Genomic DNA, 18,060 nt, shown 5'->3' on the forward strand with positions numbered 1-18,060 from the left:
GTTCAAAATTGATTTTCGGTTTGGATGCTCCGAAGTCCATTCATTTATACGTTCACACTGGTTCACACCAACCACCAGCTCTCTTTAAGTGTTCATATAAATTACTACTCTTCATCAACGCAAATTCATTTAAAATTATTGTTTATTATATTATTACTGATGAATTAGAATGTCAAGTGAATACGTAAATTAATCATTCGTAAAATTTCGACATTCATTATACTTTAAACTTTTTCAATAAAATTTGTAATTCTTCAGCCATTGTTGCTAGACTTCTTGCCGATGCATTGATTTCTTCCATGGAAGCTACTTGCTCTTCGGTTGTTGCCGCAATCTCTTCGGTACTTTCGGAACTTTCCTTGGCAATCGTGGCAAGTTCATTTGCTGTCGATGCAACTTCCTGAACACTTGCAGTAATCTGCTCGGAAATGGCAGCTACCTCTTCTACCTGTGGAGCTACTTTCTGCATTCCTTTTAAAATTTCATCAAATTGCTCAATTGTATCGTTAGAAATAAGGAGACCTTTTTGAACATCTTGATTCGTTTTTTCCATTACTTGGACAGAATTTTCTGTATCACCTTGAATCGCGATAATTAATTCATAAATTTTTCCTGCAGATTGCTTAGATTGTTCGGCAAGTTTACGAATTTCATCAGCAACGACCGCAAAGCCTTTCCCGTGTTCACCAGCTCTTGCTGCTTCAATTGCAGCATTCAACGCTAATAAATTTGTTTGTTCGGCAATGCTGCTAATCATTTCAATAATTGAACTTATCTGATTGGAGCGATCAGCTAAGGACTTTATCATTTCATCCAGTTCTTTTACCGAATGGTTGATTGACTGCATTTGTTCAACATTTCGTTGTACATATTCTCCGCCTTTTTTAGCTGTTTCCGTTGTTTGATTCGTTAAATCTGTTACAACCGCCGAGCTTTCAGAAACACGTTCCATTCCCATTGCTACTTCTTCTAATGCTTGTGCATTATTTTGCAGCCCAATCATTTGATTTTCAACACCTGTAGAAATCTGACTGATAGCAGTTGAAACTTGTTCAGTTGCACTAGTCGTTTGTTCTGCACTCGCATTTAATTGTTCTGCTGATGCAGCTAGCTGTACCGCATTTAAATCTACCTTCTGGATTAAATGACGGAGATTATCAGACATTTGATTAAATGTTTGGGCAAGTTCACCAAGTTCATCTTTCGTTCTAACCGGAATCGTTTCCGTTAAGTCACCTTCACTAATATTTTTGGCCGACTTTCTTAATCTTACTAATGGTCTTCTTATAGAACGGATGAGTAAATAATTCATAGAAGCACCAATCAGTCCAGAAATGAGTACGACCAAAATAGTCGTCTTTAAGATTGGATTTGCTTGATCTTCGATTTCTGAAGATAACATCGTTCCACCAATCTTCCATCCCGTTAACTTATTCGTCGTATAGACCATGTTTTTGTGGTCACCTTTATAATCATATTCAAACGAACCGGATGTTTTTTGATACATTTTGTCGAAGAATTTCTCGTTCGCGGTACTTCCCGCTTCCTCTGTCGGATGAACAACATACTGTTTCTGTTTATCTAAAATAAACGTGTAGCCGGCAATACCAACTTTCGTACGGTTGGAAATTTCGTTCAATTTACGCAAGTTCATATCAATTCCAATGACACCTGAGCCATCATTCGTCGTTTGGGCAATCGTAACAACCATGTCACCCGTTGATGATGAAACATATGGCTCTGTAATAATTGTTTCTCCTTTTTTCTCCATCGCTTCTTGATACCATGGGCGTTTTCTTGGATCGTAATCATCCGCCTGGTGTTTCTTTGGCTCTTGAATCATCATCCCATCATTTGTTCCTACATAAATACTGATTAAATCAGGATGAAGAACATTATATTGCGCAAAGATTTTTCTAATTTCCGGGCTCTCTATTCCTTTATACTGTGTGTTCGTAATATTTTGGGCAAAGTATGTAGCATCTTTCATCGTAGGTATAATGATATCTTCTATCGTCTTATCAAGTACTCCGATACTATTCGAAGCACTCATGGATAACTCCTTCTTAATTTGCTTTTTTGCACTGAAGTAAGAAATGGATCCAATTACAATCGAAGGAATTACTAAAACCAATGTAAAGTAGATTATTATTTTCTTAATCAAACTTGGTTTTGTCATTTTTTTTATAACGGTTTGCATAAAATATACTCCTTAGTTATTTAAAATCTTTCATACCGTGTTGAAATTCTTAGAAATTCAGAGAACTAATGAGAGTTTACTATAATTTTGAAATTGCGAGAAGATGATTAGTTAATTTCAGAATAGTAGTTTTATATTAGTAAATGATGATTTTTAAAAATTTAACTCTTTACAAAACTAAAGTGTATTTGGTAGAATATTTGAAACAATTAATAATTTAACAAAGTGATGATGAAGATGGTTTGAAGAAAAGAGCTTCAGAAAGTCGGTGGTTGCTGTAAACCGATGCATTTTCTTCAAGAACCGAGCACTTCTGAACTGGACAGTTGAATGATAAGTAGGCTGTCACGGCTTAATGTCGTTATTTTTCTCCGAGGTTACTTTTTGTAACAAAAGAGGGTGGCACCACGTATATGACGTCCCTCATAACATGGCATATTTGTCTGTTATGAGGGACTTTTTTAATTATGGCCAGCTCCGCGCTTCTTCTATTTTCGTAAAGAAAGGATGAAAAATATGCTTCTCAATCAGCACTATTTATTTACTCCTGGTCCGACACCTGTTCCTGAGCGAGTGAAACTTGCCATGAATCAACCGATGATTGGCCATCGCAGTCAAACGTTTGCCCATTTATTAGAAGAGGTTTCTACACATCTGATGCCCATATTTGGGTCAAAAAATCCCGTTCTCCTATTAACAGGCAGTGGGACATCCGCCTTGGAAACGGCTGCTGCAAATATTATTGAAGAGGGTGATCATGTCGTCGTCATTGTTACAGGTGCCTTCGGAGACCGATTTGCAAGTATTTGTGAAGCATTCGGGGCGAATGTTCATCGCTTAACAATTGAATGGGGAAAGATTTGTACGCCAGATGAATTAGAGGAATTTTTAAAACTGCTGGATGTCAATATTAAAGCCGTGTTTGCAACGTATTGTGAAACATCTACAGGTGTTCTCAATCCCATTCAACAACTTGGCGACGTAACAAAACGTTTAACGGATTCTCTTTTTATCGTCGATGGAGTCAGCTGTATTGGCGCTGTGCCCGTTGACATGGAATCTTGGCACATAGATATATTAGTTTCGGGGTCACAGAAAGCTTTAATGCTGCCACCCGGATTGGCATTTATCGCAGTTAATGATACAGCGAAAAACACAATTCGCACATGTCGAACAAAACGTTTTTATTTAGATTTAAATCGCTATTTTTCATCCTATGAAAAGGAAAAATCGACTCCATTTACACCCGCTGTTTCACTCATAGCCGGGGCTCTCGAGGTTTGCTATATGATTGAAGAAGAAGGACTCAATCAAGTGATTGCTAGACACCAGCTATTGAAAAAAATGATGCGTGAAGGATTAAAAGCGATAGAGCTTCCACTCCTTGTTTCAGATGCTTATAGCTCACCTACCGTAACTGCGGTCAAACCAGCCCCTGGAACAGCAAGTACAATCAAAAAAATCCTGCAAGATAACTATTCTATTACGATAGCTGGAGGTCAAAAACAGCTTAAAGGTGAAATATTTCGGATTGGGCATATGGGTTACTGCACTCCTTTTGATATTTTACAAGTATTAAACGGACTTGAAATGACTTTAAATAAATTGGATGGAAGGAATGCTTTTGGCAAGGCAATAAAAGCCGCTGAGGAGGTATGGAGTCAACATGTATAAAGTATTAGTGACAGATTCAATTAGCGATATAGGTTTAAAAAAGTTATATGAACATCCTGAATTTCTTGTCGATAAAAATAATAATCTTACAGAACCGGAACTATGTGAAATGATTAAAGACTATGATGCCCTTATTGTCCGCAGTCAAACCATTGTTACGAAGAATCTATTAGAACACGCCACTAGATTAAAAGTAATCGCACGTGCAGGGGTAGGAATCGATAATATTGACCTCGATTCAGCCACTCGAAAAGGGATCATCGTTATTAATGCACCAGGAGCAAACACGATAGCCGCTACGGAGCATACGTTAGCTATGCTGCTCTCCCTAGCTCGTAAAATCCCCCATGCCCATCAATCGACATCACAAGGAGAATGGAAACGCGGCGCCTTTAAAGGGGTTGAACTCTATGAAAAAACACTTGGAATTGTAGGCATGGGAAAAATCGGGACTGAAGTTGCCAAACGCGCAAAAAGTTTCCAAATGGAAATTTTAGGATTTGATCCTTATTTATCTGAGGAACGGGCACAAAAACTTGGCATTACAAAAGCTAGTCTGGATGAAATTGCTAAGCAATCCGACTTTATCACTTTCCATACACCGCTAACGCCTGAAACGAAAGGCTTAGTAAATGATGAATATATAAGCAAAATGAAAAATGGTGTGCGACTCGTTAACTGTGCACGGGGTGGAATTATCGTTGAGTCCGCCTTACTCCATGGCCTCCAAAGCGGACAAATTGCAGGTGCAGCACTCGATGTCTTTGAGCAGGAACCCCCAACTAACTTAGACCTACTTCAACATCCAAACATCATCGCCACGCCACATTTGGGAGCATCAACTGAAGAAGCGCAAGAAAAAGTCGCTAAGGAAGTAAGCGAAGAAATCATTAATATTTTTGAAACACATTCCATTCGCCACGCCATCAATATGCCACAGATTACTGGCGAAGTTCAGCAAAAGTTGAAGCCGTTTTTAGAATTAGGTGAGCAAATTGCCCAATTAGCAATTCAGCTTTTTAAGCTGGCCCCCGATAAAATTGACATTCGCTATTCTGGGGAGTTAATAGAGGAAGATACAAGTCTGTTAACGAGAACGATGATAAAAGGAATCCTTGCTTATCATTTAAGTGATTCTGTCAATATCATAAACGCTTTCCATTTATTAAAGGAACACGGCCTTACTTACAACGTAGAGAAAAATGCTCCCAATAAAGGTTTCTCCAATTATATGGAATTAAGTCTATTTAAAGAAAACGAAATTGTCGTTATCGGTGGTACGGTATTAAATGGCTATGGCACGCGGATTGTTAAAATGAATAACTACCGAATCGATGTGAAGCCTGAACAACACCTTCTCTATATTAAACATGAGGATCGTCCGGGAATGATCGGACTCGTGGGCTCCATCCTTGGAGACTACCATATTAACATTGGTACGATGCAGGTAGGCCGTGAAACAATTGGCGGCGAGGCAATCATGGTGCTTACGTTAGATAAAAAAATAGGTGATGATGTCATCTATTCTTTAAAACTACTAAATGGCTTAGAAGAGGTAGAAATTCTCGAGCTATCGAAAGAAGTAGCAGTCGTTGAAAATTATTAAACATGCAACATTATTTTTCCATCAATTAATGGCATACAAATGATGTATGCCATTTTTTTGAAAGTCAACTTCAGCTTACACTTCTATCTGTTTAATAACCTTTGCTGGATTGCCGCCAACGACTACATTATCCGGTACATTTTTAGTAACTACAGCCCCCGATGCAATAACAACATTGTTACCTACAACAACACCCGGATTGATTATGGCACCTCCACCAATCCATACATTATCTCCAAAAGTAATCGGTTTCGCATACTCTTTTCCGGAATTACGTTCAGCAGGATGAAGTGGGTGTGTTGCAGTATATATCTGCACACTAGGCCCTAGCATACAATTATCTCCAAATCTCACTTCACACACATCTAATATTGTACAATCAAAATTAGCAAAAAAATTCTCACCAACATATGTGTTACAACCATAATCAAATCTTATATTTGGCTCCATTTTTATATGTTCACCAGTTGATCCGAGTAACTCCTTCAATAATTTAGTACGTTTATCGCCTTCCGTATCAGCGGTTTGATTATACATTCTAACCAATCGTCTTGCATTTTCTCTATCTTTCATTAATTCGGGATTAGACGGGTTATACATTTCCCCAGCTAACATTTTTTCTTTTTCTGTTTTCATTTTTTTAAACTCCTTTTCATAAGTGCTCGATAATGAAAAACATATCAAATAAAATCTTTGGTAACAACACCTTTAGGCAAATTGACCGGTTTAAAATTTATGCCTATGGTTCACAAATTCCATTCTATGATCCACAAAACCCGATCTATGCGGCTCAAATTCGATTCTTTGATCCACAAACCGAATCCGACATAATAAAAACCCGCCTATATAGACGAGTTTTATTCTCTGAACCTTTCTTACCTAATCATCGAAAAAACAATGCTTTTCACATCTAATACAGAATCAAGAATAAAATCTGCTCGATGTTCCTCGAATTCCTTTCTTCCTGTTAATCCTGTTAATACAGCAGCAAATTGACATCCCATCTTTCTCGCTGCTAAAAGATCCGCAAATGAATCTCCAACGATCAGTATTTGGTCGCCATGCTCCAGTGGCAATTGTTCCTTTAAACAACTTTCCACAGAAGTTTGTTTCCCTTTCAATGCTTGAATATATGTGTACGGATGGGGCTTTGCCAATGGTTCGCACTCCTGATGTTCCTTTTCCGCAACAAGCACATTGTCAGCAGTAACAATACGATTGGGATCAAAATATTTTAGCCACTGTAAGTATTCAAACGGTTTAATCGTTTCAAGCTCCGGCCGCCCCGTACCAATTCCGATTGTTAGTCCGGCATCCGTTAAATCTTGGAACAATCGGCTAATTTCTTCGCGTGAAGCCAATGTTTGTTCATCTGTTAAAAATCCTTTTTTGCCTTTCTGAACAGATGGCCTTCCTGTCGAGGATAGAACATATTCATCGCCAACATACCATTCTTGAGAGACATGTTCACATATTGACCAAAGTACACTTTTCCCGCTAAAAATCTCAGTCTTTACTCCTAATTTTTTTTCCGCCAGTATATTTAAAAAATCAAATAATTCCGTTTCTGATTGTTGAAATTCGGGGATGAACAGGTCGAATTGAACTTTAGGATCATACTTGGATAAGACCTCGTTTATTTCAAGCAGTGTTTTTCGATCAATATCATTTTTTAACCACTCGGAAATCTTTGCTTGTTCTTTATCCTTTATCTGTGATAAAAGCTGAATAAGCTGAAAGCTAAATGTGAGATAAATCATATCCCAATTCGCATTTAAACCTTTCGATTTTAAAAATTTCAGAACCCGGTCATTGACGAAAACGGCATTACGAATAGAAGCAATTTCTTCATCATTAAATGTAGTTTTAAATTGATCTGCTCCTAGTCCTAAATACTTTTCACTATGTATTATCTCCCACACCGTTAGCGCAGAAGCATCAAAATACCGCTCTTCACTTAACAAAACTCCATCTATATCAAACAAAATTGTTTGAACCATGATCATCCTCCTTTATCTTATTAGTGTATCACAGATCGATATCCATAGGAAAAACCACTGCCTGAATCGGCAGTGATTCATACTAATTTTACATTTTCTTCATATTTCGTAATCTTATCTTCAAGCATCATTGTTACTGCGATATCATCTAATCCTTTCAAAAGCGTCTCTTTCTGGTATGGATCAATGTCAAAATGAAGTTGTTCCTCATCAAGAATTAGTTTCTGATTTTCCAGGTCAACCGTCATGAATAGCTTTTCCGTTTCAGATCTTTCGAGTAATGATTGAGTATCTAACGTAATCGGTAATATGCCATTTTTCAAACAATTATTATAAAAAATGTCTGCAAAGCTAGGGGCGATGATTACTTTAAATCCGTAATCTTGCAGTGCCCACGGGGCATGCTCACGAGAGGATCCACAACCAAAATTAGCTCCGGCAACGAGTATTTGTGCGCCTTGATATTTTTCTTGGTTAAGAGGAAACACCTCAATAACTTCTCCTTTGTCATCATATCTCCAATGATAAAAAAGACATTCTCCAAACCCTTTTCTTTCAATTCTTTTTAAAAATTGCTTCGGGATGATTTGGTCCGTATCGACATTTGTTCTGTCTAATGGTAAAACTAATCCTTTAAATGTTTCAAATGGTTGCACCAATACTCACCTCCTATTGATAAACTTTCTCTATTTTTCTTACATCTACAAATCTGCCATTAATAGCTGCTGCTGCGGCCATTTCAGGACTGACAAGATGGGTTCTTGATCCATTCCCTTGACGCCCTTCAAAGTTACGGTTCGAAGTAGAAGCACATCTTTCACCTGCAGGAACGACATCCGCATTCATCGCCAGGCACATACTGCATCCGGATTCACGCCATTCAAATCCCGCTTCAATAAAGATTTTATCCAGACCTTCAGCTTCAGCTTGAGCTTTCACTGTTTGCGAACCCGGTACTACCAAGGCTCTCACATTTTTGTGGACATGATTTCCCTTTACTACATCCGCTGCTTTACGCAAATCACTTAATCTGGAATTCGTGCAGGAACCAATGAAGACATGTTGAATTTCAATATCCTGAAGGGATGTACCTTCCGTTAATCCCATGTAATGAAGCGCTTTTCGTACTGACTCTTTTTCACTATTACTCTCAATTTCTTCAATGATAGGCAATTGATCATTAATTGATAAACACATAGATGGGTTCGTTCCCCAAGTTACTTGGGGTTCAACAGTATCAGCATCTATTTCAATGGTTCGATCATATTTCGCACCATCATCTGTAGCAAGGCTTAACCAATAGTCAGCACATTTTTCAAATTCTTCTCCTGTAGGAGCGTACTTTCTTCCGTGTAAATAGGAAATAGTTGTTTCATCAGGACTGATTAAGCCAGCTCTTGCCCCTGCTTCAATAGACATATTACAAATTGTCATTCGTTCATCCATCGACATTTTCCGAATCGCTTCACCTGTATACTCAACAATATGTCCTGTACCAACATCAATCCCGAATTTTCCTATGATCGCTAAAATTAAATCTTTCGCTGTCACACCATACCCTAGATTGCCATTCACCTTTATTTGTAATGTTTTGGGACGGCGTTGCCATAACGTTTGGGTGGCGAGTACATGCTCAACTTCACTTGTTCCGATTCCGAAAGCAATTGCACCAAACGCACCATGTGTCGATGTATGACTATCCCCACAAACAATGGTTTTACCGGGTGTCGTTAATCCTAGCTCAGGACCGATGACATGGACAATCCCTTGGTCAGGATGATCAATACCTGCAAGGGGGATGTTAAATTCTTCACAGTTTTTCTCTAATGTACTCATTTGTTTTTTAGCAATCGGATCATTTAAAATTCGTTGCTTTGTTGTGGCAACATTATGATCAACAGTTGCAAAAGTCAGATCCGGTCTTCTCACTGTACGATTATTGTTCCTCAAGCCTTCAAAGGCTTGAGGAGACGTTACTTCATGCACTAAATGTAAATCAATATATAGCAAGTCTGGCTTCCCTTGTTCTTGATGGATCAAATGCTGATCCCAAATTTTTTCTATAATATTTTTTGGTTGCATATTAATCCTCCTAAATATAAGCCGTTAAAATTCCTGAAATTGCTTGGTTTTCATTAATAGAATCTATAATTTTATTAACCATTTTGGTTGTGCTCACTCGTGTTCCTTGTTGTAAGTGTAAATCCCCGGTATGAAATCCATCATTCAATACTTTCATAACGGATTCCTCAATAATGCTTGCCTCTTTGTCAAGTCCAAACGAAAATTTAAGCATTAAAGCAACAGACAATACCATCCCTAGTGGATTCGCAAGGTTTTTCCCCGCAATATCAGGTGCTGATCCATGTACAGGTTCATACAGACCAACCGCGTCACTTCGTAAACTAGCGGAAGGAAGCATACCTAGTGAGCCGGTAATCATAGAAGCTTCATCACTTAAAATATCTCCGAAAAGATTTTCCGTTACGATGACATCAAATTGCTCAGGTCGGTAAATTAGCTGCATAGATGCTGAATCGACAAGCATATGCTCTACCTGAACATCAGGATAATTAGCGGATAATCGATTGACGACCTCACGCCACATTCGGCTTGATTCAAGTACATTTGCCTTGTCTACTGAGGTCAGTTTTTTCCTTCGTTTTCTAGCCAATTGAAATGCTTTGTCTACTACTCTTTCAATTTCTTGGATATTATAAACTAATGTATCAACGGCTAACTCTTTATTGTCTCCCCGTCTTTCACTCGGTTTTCCAAAATAAAGTCCACCAGTTAATTCACGAACAATCAATAAATCAACATGTTCAATGACTTCTTTTTTTAAAGTTGAGGCATGAATTAGCGGTTCATAGGCACAGACCGGGCGCAGATTAGCAAAAAGACCAAGTTCCTTTCTAATACGAAGCAGCCCTTGTTCTGGTCGAATAGTTTGGGATGTTGCTTCCCATTTCGGACCACCAACCGCCCCTAAAAGAATCGCATCGCTCTTGGAACATAAATCTAACGTTGTATCGGGAAGCGGATTACCACATTCATCGATGGCTGCACCACCAATCAAGCCTTCTTCGAAAATAAAATCATGTTGAAAACAATCCGATATTGCTTGAAGGACTCGTACAGCACCTTGCATTACTTCAGGTCCAATCCCATCACCAGGTAAAATTGCGATTCTTTTTTTCATAACCCTTGCCTCCTCTGTTTTTGGGTTCGTATAGAGTGAAATAATCTTAAAGCCGATTATTTCCTTATTGCTATTTTGTAACCAGCCTAATACAGTATCAAATCAGGGCATATTTTCGCAAAAAATTTGTAGTATCTATATTTGTTTGGCTGATTTTATTTAGTTTTTATTTCAAAATAACGAGGTTTGCGAAAAGAGCCTCCTCTATTTTTTGTTATACTTGAAGTCGTTCTTTCTTTATTTCTTCCTGTACAATGACGCGATTTACTGCATTTAAGTATGCTCTTGCCGATGCTTCTAACACATCTTGCGCTGAACCTCTGCCTCCAGATTCGATTCCATCATATTTCACTTTTACATAAGCATCTGCCAGTGCATCTCTTCCGGATCCAATGGATTGCAGCTTATAATCCATTAATTCGATAGGCTCAACAATCATGCGGGATAAGGTGTTATAAATTGCCTCCACACTACCGGCACCTGTTGCTGCTTCCTCCAAGAATCTTCCGTCCGGTGCCTTAACAACAACTGTAGCCGTAGGCACATTATTCGTTCCATATTGCACTTGTATATTTTGAAGTTCATATGTTCTTACATTTATTTGTTCGGTTTGCTTATCAGTAAGGATCGTAAATAAATCGTCTTCGGTTACTTCCTTTTTCCGATCTGTTAATGCTTTGAACGAATCAAACGCCTCTTTTAATTTTTCTGGAGTAAGTTCGAAACCGAGTTCAAATGCTTTTTGCTTGAATGCATGTCTTCCAGAGTGTTTCCCTAGTGGAAGACTATTTGATGATACCCCGATTAATTCCGGTGTAATAATTTCATAAGTAGAAGCTTCTTTTAACACTCCATCTTGGTGGATACCCGATTCATGTGCGAAAGCATTTGCTCCGACGACAGCTTTATTTCCCGGCACGACCATACCTGTCAATTTACTAATCAACTGACTTGTATGTTTGATTTCCTTTAACTTTAAGCCTGTTTTCGCTTTGTAATAATCATTTCTAATATGCAAAGCGACCGCAATTTCCTCTAATGCAGCATTTCCAGCTCTTTCGCCAATACCATTGATCGTACCTTCAATTTGTCTTGCACCGTTTTCAATTGCAGATAAAGAATTGGCAGTGGCCATCCCAAGATCGTCATGACAATGGGCAGATAGTATAACCTGATCAATATTTGGAACATTTTGTTGGATAAATGTAAAGAGGTTCCCGTATTCTTCAGGTGTACTGTAGCCAACTGTATCGGGCAAATTAATAACTGTAGCGCCTGCTTTGATTACCTCAGTAATGATTTTCACTAAAAACCATTTATCTGAACGACTCGCATCCTCTGCAGACCATTGTACTTGTGGAAATCTTTGTTTTGCGTATTTAACTGCTTCTACCGCTGATGCTAATACTTCTTCAGGTGATTTCTGCAACTTATACGTCATATGGATTGGAGAGGTTGCTAGAAAAATATGAAGTCGTGGTTCTGCTGAATCTTTTAATGCGTCCCAAGCAATATCAATATCCTGTTTATGTGCTCTCGCTAATCCTGTTACAGAGCTGTTGCGAATCGACTTAGCAATCGTTTGGACCGCTTGAAAATCCCCTTTAGAGGAAGCGGGAAAACCCGCTTCCATAATGTCAACTCCAAGTCTCTCCAGTTGTTTGGCTATTTCCAATTTCTCTAATTCATTCAAATTGACACCTATTGACTGTTCGCCGTCTCTAAGAGTCGTATCGAATATATTAATTTTTTGCATATGCTGCCACTTCCTCTTGTTTTTGTTGTTTTTTAACAAATGGCATAAGCTTACGTAATTCCTCACCTACAACTTCAATTGGATGCTGATTTTCACTTGAATTAATCGCATTAAATACCGGGCGATTTGCTTGGTTTTCAAGAATCCATCCTTTAGCAAATTGGCCGGATTGGATTTCTTTTAACAATTCACCCATGCGTTTTTTCGTTTCATCATTCACGACTCGAGGACCGGAAACGAAATCACCCCATTGCGCTGTATCTGAAATGGAATAGCGCATTCCTTTCAATCCACCTTCATAAATTAAATCAACAATTAATTTCATTTCATGAAGACATTCGAAGTAAGCTACTTCCGGCTGGTATCCCGCTTCCGTTAATGTCTCAAAACCAGCTTTAATCAAGGATGTTAATCCACCGCATAATACGGCCTGTTCTCCAAATAGATCTGTTTCCGTTTCTTCTTTAAATGTTGTTTCTAACACTCCTGCTCTCGCACCGCCAATCCCTTTTGAATAGGCTAATGCTACTTCCTTCGCTTCACCGGAAACATCTTGGTATACCCCAATTAATGCTGGAACTCCCGCACCTTCAACAAATGTACGTCGTACTAAATGGCCGGGACCCTTCGGTGCTACAAGAAACACATCTACATTTTCAGGTGGGACGATTTGGTTAAAATGAACATTGAAACCATGTGCAAATGCAATTGCTTTTCCAGGATAAAGTGCTGGTTCAATTTCTTCTTTATATACTTGTGTTTGTCTTTCGTCTGGTAAAAGTACCATTATCAAATCTGCTTCTTCACTAGCTTCTTTCACTGTTTTTACAGAAAAGCCATCCTGTTCTGCCTGCTCCCACGACTTTCCTTTTCGTAAGCCAATAACAACATCAAAGCCGCTGTCGCGTAAGTTTTGTGCATGTGCATGCCCTTGTGAACCATATCCTACCACTGCAATCTTTTTATTTTTTAAAACCTCTACTTGAATATCAGAATCGTAATATACTTTTGCCATGTCTAATCTTCTCCTTTTTTTGGTTGTGCTAAACTTGGTTGTTGATTTCCGCTCCGGGCACTTCGCTCCAATCAACAGAGTTTCACAGAAACAACAATCATCTCTAGCACTGCCTTTTTTAAAAAATTTTTTGGTTACATTTATAATGAGAGCCTATTTCAATAATGAGTATGATGTCAGCTCGGTCACCTGTTTTTGTGAGCCTCTTAAAAAGGCTGTTAATCCTGTTCTAGCTATTTCTTTAATTCCATATGGTTTTAGCAAATCGATTAATGCTTCGATTTTGCTTGTGTCCCCTGTCACTTGGATTGTAATGCTTTCGCGACTTACATCGATGATTGAGGCTCGAAATGGCTCAACAATTCCACCGATTTCATTGCGCGTTTGTGAATTACTAAATACTTTTATTAATGCCAACTCCCTTGCCACAATGGCTTGATCGGTAATATCAGCTACCTTAAGAACATCAATGAGTTTGTTCAATTGTTTCGTCAGTTGCTCAACTTGTTGTTCTTCTTCCACATTGACGACAATCGTCATTCGTGAAATTTCGTCGTTTTCTGTTCTTCCTACAGTAATGCTGTCAATATTAAATTGTCTTTTTGACAAGACTCCTGTGACCCGATTCAATACCCCGCTTTGGTTTAAAACGGTTGCTGTTACGACACGTTTCATGGCTTCACCCCTATCATTTCGTGCAATCCTTTTCCTGGTGCAATCATTGGATAGACATTTTCTTCTTGTTTGACGCGGCAATCAATAACAACTGGTGTGGAATCGGTTAATACAGATGGTAATACCTCTTTTGCCTCCTGCTCAGTAGTAATTCTTACTCCCTTAATTCCATAGCTTTCTGCCAGCTTAACAAAATCGGGTTGAACCGGTATTTTTGAATAGGAATACCGTTCTTCATAAAATGTTTGCTGCCATTGCCTTACCATTCCAAGGGATAAATTGTTGATAATCACCACTTTCACTGGAAGGTTCAATTCTTTTACAACAGAAAGTTCTTGTAATGTCATTTGAAATCCGCCATCACCAACAATGGCGACTACCGTCTGTTCTTGATTGGCTAGTTGTGCGCCAATTGCAGCCGGAAAACCAAATCCCATTGTTCCAAGTCCACCAGAAGTTACCCATTGATGTGGTTTGGAAAAATGATAGTATTGGGCGGCCCACATTTGATGCTGACCGACATCTGTCGTGACGACTGCCTCTCCATTTGTGTATTGATGAATGAGCTCAATTACTCTTTGTGGAGACAATTCTTCTCCATCGTTGCTATGCCATAATGGATACATTTTTTTGTTTTTCGATAATTTTTCGTTCCAATTTTTGAAATTTCCTGTTGATGATTCTTCATCTAAAATCTTCGTTAGTGCTGCCTTTGCATCTGCGACGATTGGAATATGTGTTAGCACATTTTTACCAATTTCAGCTGCATCAATATCAATGTGCGCGACGACTGCATTTGGAGCAAAATGTTTCAAGTTACCTGTTAATCGGTCATCAAAGCGTGCCCCAATATTAATAAGCAGATCGGATTCATAAAGAGCCATATTCGCTGCATATGTCCCATGCATACCGGCCATACCTAAAAACAGTGGGTGTTCAGCGGGAAAACTTCCTAATCCAAGCAATGTATTTGTTACCGGGATTTCGTATTTTAAAGCAAAATCGAATAATAATTCACTTGCTTTTGCATGTAATACACCTGCACCCGCTAAAATAATCGGTTTGGACGAGCGTGATATCGCTTCTAGTAATTTCTTAGTTTGAAGCACGTTTGGGTTGCAGTTTGGTTGATAGCCAGGCAATTGGATTTCTACATTCAGGTTATGCTGCATTTTCTGTCCGCAAATATCTTTAGGAATATCTATCACTACCGGGCCAGGACGACCAGTTGTAGCAATATGAAAGGCTTCTTTCACAATTCTTGGTAAATCCTTCACATCACGGACTTGATAATTATGTTTAGTTACCGGTGTGGTAATCCCAATGACATCCGCTTCCTGAAAGGCATCTGTACCGATGACCTGACTTGCTACTTGCCCAGTAAAGACAACAAGTGGCAAAGAATCCATCATTGCATCCGTTAAGCCTGTTATTAAATTTGTAGCACCTGGTCCGGAAGTGGCAATTACGACCCCTGGCTTCCCTGTTACGCGTGCATAACCTTCTGCAGCGTGAATAGATCCTTGTTCATGGCGTGCTAGAACATGCTTGAGTTTCTTCCCATATAAGGCATCATAGATCGGTAATACAGCTCCTCCGGGATAGCCAAAAATCACCTCTACACCCTCATTGATGATTAATTGAATGAGCAAGTCAGCTCCATTTAATTCTGCCGTCAACAATTGATCATCCGTCATTGCTTTAGTCTGCACTATTTTCCCTCCTATTTTTTAAATCATGGCAGTGTTAAACTTGGTAGTTAATTTCCGCTACAGGCACTTCGCTTTTCGCGGGCGGTACGGGGAGCCTCCTCGACGCTTTTCGCGCCTGCGGGGTCTCCCCTGCCCCTTACTCCCGCAGGAGTCTTCGTGCCTTTTAGCTCCAATCAACTGAGTTTTAGTCTAAAACTTTAAATTCATATAAAAAAGCCTTCTCATCCTCACAAAAATGGCATCTATTAATCTACCAATTATGAAGGGATGAAAAGACTTCTTTTCACGGTACCACCCAACTTTATGCTATTCTTACGAAATAGCAACTCATGTAGCAGCTTAAAGTTTAAAACGATAACTTCAACATGTTACTTTTTTATAACGAGTGTTTAAGTGAACACTCGGCTAATCCTACTTAATCTTTCAGACTAGCACTCCGAGGTGAGTTAGGATAAGAGGTATTATCGGTTTCCAGCGAGCCCGACTCTCTGTGAATACTTGATCTTATCCATTTGTCCTCGTCAACGTTTTTTGCTGTGATGGAATTTTCAATACTCCTCCAGTATTCGCTGATGTTACAAGTGCGGCATATCTTGCTAAATAGCCGGATGTAATCTTTGGCTCTGGAGGATTCCAGTTTCTTTTTCTATTTTCAAGTTCTGCATCTGTTAACATGACCTCAATGGTCCTGTTCGTTAAATCGATAAATATTTTATCGCCATTCTGGATGAAGGCGATTGGTCCACCTTCAGCAGCTTCTGGGGAGATGTGTCCAACACAGATTCCTCTCGTTGCCCCTGAAAATCTTCCATCGGTAATTAATGCGACACTAGTTGATAAACCTCTTCCGACGATTGATGAGGTTGGTGCAAGCATTTCCGGCATTCCCGGTCCGCCTTTTGGTCCTTCGTAACGGATGACAACGACATGACCTTCACGGACTAAACCACTATCAATCCCTTCTTGGGCATCCTCTTGGGATTCAAACACAATCGCTTCTCCAAGAAAAGTTTTAATCGATGGGTCAACCGCGCCTACTTTAATCACCCCTCCATTCGGTGCAAGATTACCATTTAATATGGAAAGTCCACCGACTGGACTGTAGGCATTTTCAATCGGGCGAATAACCTCTTTATTAAAAATGCTAAAATCTTTTACATTTTCAAATACGCTATGACCCGTTATCGTTAAACGGTCTCGATGAATGGCCCCTTCCACATTGCAAAGTTCATTAATGATGGCACTAATTCCGCCTGCTAAATGAATGTCATGCATGGAATAATCGGAGGCTGGGCTTATTTTCGCGAGATAAGGAACTCGTTTAGCGATTTCATTAATTTGATCAAGATCATATTCAATCCCAGCTTCATGAGCAATCGCTAGTGTATGTAGGACTGTATTTGTTGAGCCCCCCATTGCCATATCAAGAGCAAAAGCATCATCAATTGCTTCCCTTGTAATAATGTCGCGAGGTTTAATATCATTCTTGATGCAATTCATTAAATGCCCTACTGCTTCTCTAATAATTCGGTGCCTTTCATCGGATGTAGCAACAATTGTTGCATTTCCCGGTGGCGTCACCCCTAGAATTTCCATTAATGAGTTCATCGAGTTGGCTGTGAACATCCCTGAACATGATCCACATGTAGGGCATGCACTTGTTTCAAGTGCTTTTAACTGTTCCGCATCCATCTTTCCCGACTTATATGCTCCAACACCTTCGAAAACAGATGTTAAGGAAAGATTTTTTCCGTCTTCAGATTTACCTGCCTCCATTGGCCCCCCCGAAACAAATACGGATGGAACATTGGTCCTTGCAGCTGCCATGAGCATTCCGGGTGTTATTTTGTCACAGTTTGGAATGTAAAAAACTCCATCGAACCAGTGTGCGTTTATTACTGTTTCTGCACTATCAGCAATGATCTCCCGACTTGGAAGGGAATATCTCATGCCGATATGCCCCATTGCAATTCCATCATCTACACCGATAGTATTAAATTCAAATGGAACGCCGCCTGCTTCCCAAATGGCTTCCTTTACGACTTCCGCAAATTTATTTAAATGTTTATGTCCTGGTATAATATCTACATAGGAATTACAAACACCGATAAAAGGCTTATTTAAGTCCTTTGTTTTAACTCCAGCTGCATAAAGCAAACTTCGATGTGGAGCACGGTCTATTCCTTTTTTTATCATGTCACTTCGCATGCCGTTACTCTT

The 18,060-nt window shown here is 39.2% G+C and carries 13 protein-coding genes and 3 other annotated features (1 of these 16 cut by a window edge); of the genes, 2 read left to right on the top strand and 11 right to left on the bottom strand.

Features of this window, described 5'->3' with window-relative positions; genetic code table 11:
• Window positions 1-127: a binding site (T-box leader), on the bottom strand (it extends 123 nt beyond the left edge of the window).
• A 90-nt stretch (window positions 128-217) separates the two neighbouring features.
• Window positions 218-2,200, bottom strand: coding sequence for a methyl-accepting chemotaxis protein (locus tag I5776_RS16230; RefSeq protein ID WP_202777382.1), 1,983 nt, complete (start codon window positions 2,198-2,200; stop codon window positions 218-220).
• Window positions 2,201-2,419: 219 nt separating this feature from the next.
• Window positions 2,420-2,627 (top strand) — a binding site (T-box leader).
• An 89-nt stretch (window positions 2,628-2,716) separates the two neighbouring features.
• Between I5776_RS16230 and I5776_RS16235 the strand changes: the two genes are divergently transcribed.
• Window positions 2,717-3,874, top strand: a complete 1,158-nt coding sequence (locus I5776_RS16235) for a pyridoxal-phosphate-dependent aminotransferase family protein (RefSeq protein WP_202777383.1) — start codon at window positions 2,717-2,719, stop codon at window positions 3,872-3,874.
• On the top strand, window positions 3,867-5,480 hold the full coding sequence (serA, locus tag I5776_RS16240; protein ID WP_202777384.1) for a phosphoglycerate dehydrogenase: 1,614 nt from the start codon (window positions 3,867-3,869) through the stop codon (window positions 5,478-5,480). Before I5776_RS16235 ends, serA begins: the two co-directional genes overlap by 8 nt.
• Window positions 5,481-5,555: 75 nt before the next feature.
• Here the strand turns inward: serA and I5776_RS16245 are convergent, their stop codons facing one another.
• The 10 genes from I5776_RS16245 to ilvD form a co-directional block, all read right to left on the bottom strand.
• Window positions 5,556-6,116, bottom strand: coding sequence for a sugar O-acetyltransferase (locus tag I5776_RS16245; RefSeq protein ID WP_202777385.1), 561 nt, complete (start codon window positions 6,114-6,116; stop codon window positions 5,556-5,558).
• 239 nt (window positions 6,117-6,355) lie between these two features.
• Complete coding sequence (locus tag I5776_RS16250; protein ID WP_202777386.1) at window positions 6,356-7,480, bottom strand: HAD family hydrolase; 1,125 nt, start codon at window positions 7,478-7,480, stop codon at window positions 6,356-6,358.
• 77 nt (window positions 7,481-7,557) lie between these two features.
• Entirely contained in the window at window positions 7,558-8,136 is a 579-nt protein-coding gene (gene leuD / locus I5776_RS16255) for a 3-isopropylmalate dehydratase small subunit (RefSeq protein WP_202777387.1), read from the bottom strand.
• A gap of 13 nt (window positions 8,137-8,149) precedes the next feature.
• Window positions 8,150-9,562, bottom strand: coding sequence for a 3-isopropylmalate dehydratase large subunit (leuC, locus tag I5776_RS16260; protein WP_202777388.1), 1,413 nt, complete (start codon window positions 9,560-9,562; stop codon window positions 8,150-8,152).
• A 10-nt stretch (window positions 9,563-9,572) separates the two neighbouring features.
• Window positions 9,573-10,682: a 3-isopropylmalate dehydrogenase gene (leuB, locus tag I5776_RS16265; protein ID WP_202777389.1), complete on the bottom strand. Its 1,110-nt coding sequence runs from the start codon at window positions 10,680-10,682 to the stop codon at window positions 9,573-9,575.
• 214 nt (window positions 10,683-10,896) lie between these two features.
• Window positions 10,897-12,438 (bottom strand): 2-isopropylmalate synthase, encoded by a 1,542-nt coding sequence (locus I5776_RS16270; RefSeq protein WP_202777390.1) that lies wholly within the window; start codon window positions 12,436-12,438, stop codon window positions 10,897-10,899.
• Window positions 12,425-13,453 carry a ketol-acid reductoisomerase gene (ilvC, locus tag I5776_RS16275; protein ID WP_202777391.1) on the bottom strand — a complete coding sequence of 343 codons (1,029 nt, stop codon included), beginning with the start codon at window positions 13,451-13,453 and terminating at the stop codon, window positions 12,425-12,427. The genes I5776_RS16270 and ilvC overlap by 14 nt, the downstream gene beginning before the upstream one ends.
• Window positions 13,454-13,606: 153 nt before the next feature.
• A complete protein-coding gene (gene ilvN, locus I5776_RS16280) occupies window positions 13,607-14,128 on the bottom strand; it encodes an acetolactate synthase small subunit (protein ID WP_202777392.1) in 522 nt (173 codons plus the stop codon).
• Window positions 14,125-15,825, bottom strand: coding sequence for an acetolactate synthase large subunit (ilvB, locus tag I5776_RS16285; protein WP_202780829.1), 1,701 nt, complete (start codon window positions 15,823-15,825; stop codon window positions 14,125-14,127). The genes ilvN and ilvB overlap by 4 nt, the downstream gene beginning before the upstream one ends.
• 275 nt (window positions 15,826-16,100) lie before the next feature.
• Window positions 16,101-16,374: a binding site (T-box leader), on the bottom strand.
• Window positions 16,345-18,048: a dihydroxy-acid dehydratase gene (ilvD, locus tag I5776_RS16290; protein ID WP_202777393.1), complete on the bottom strand. Its 1,704-nt coding sequence runs from the start codon at window positions 18,046-18,048 to the stop codon at window positions 16,345-16,347. It overlaps the preceding feature by 30 nt.
• Window positions 18,049-18,060: the final 12 nt, after the last annotated feature.

It is taken from the genome of Heyndrickxia vini, from assembly GCF_016772275.1.
Lineage (GTDB): Bacteria > Bacillota > Bacilli > Bacillales > Bacillaceae_C > Heyndrickxia > Heyndrickxia vini.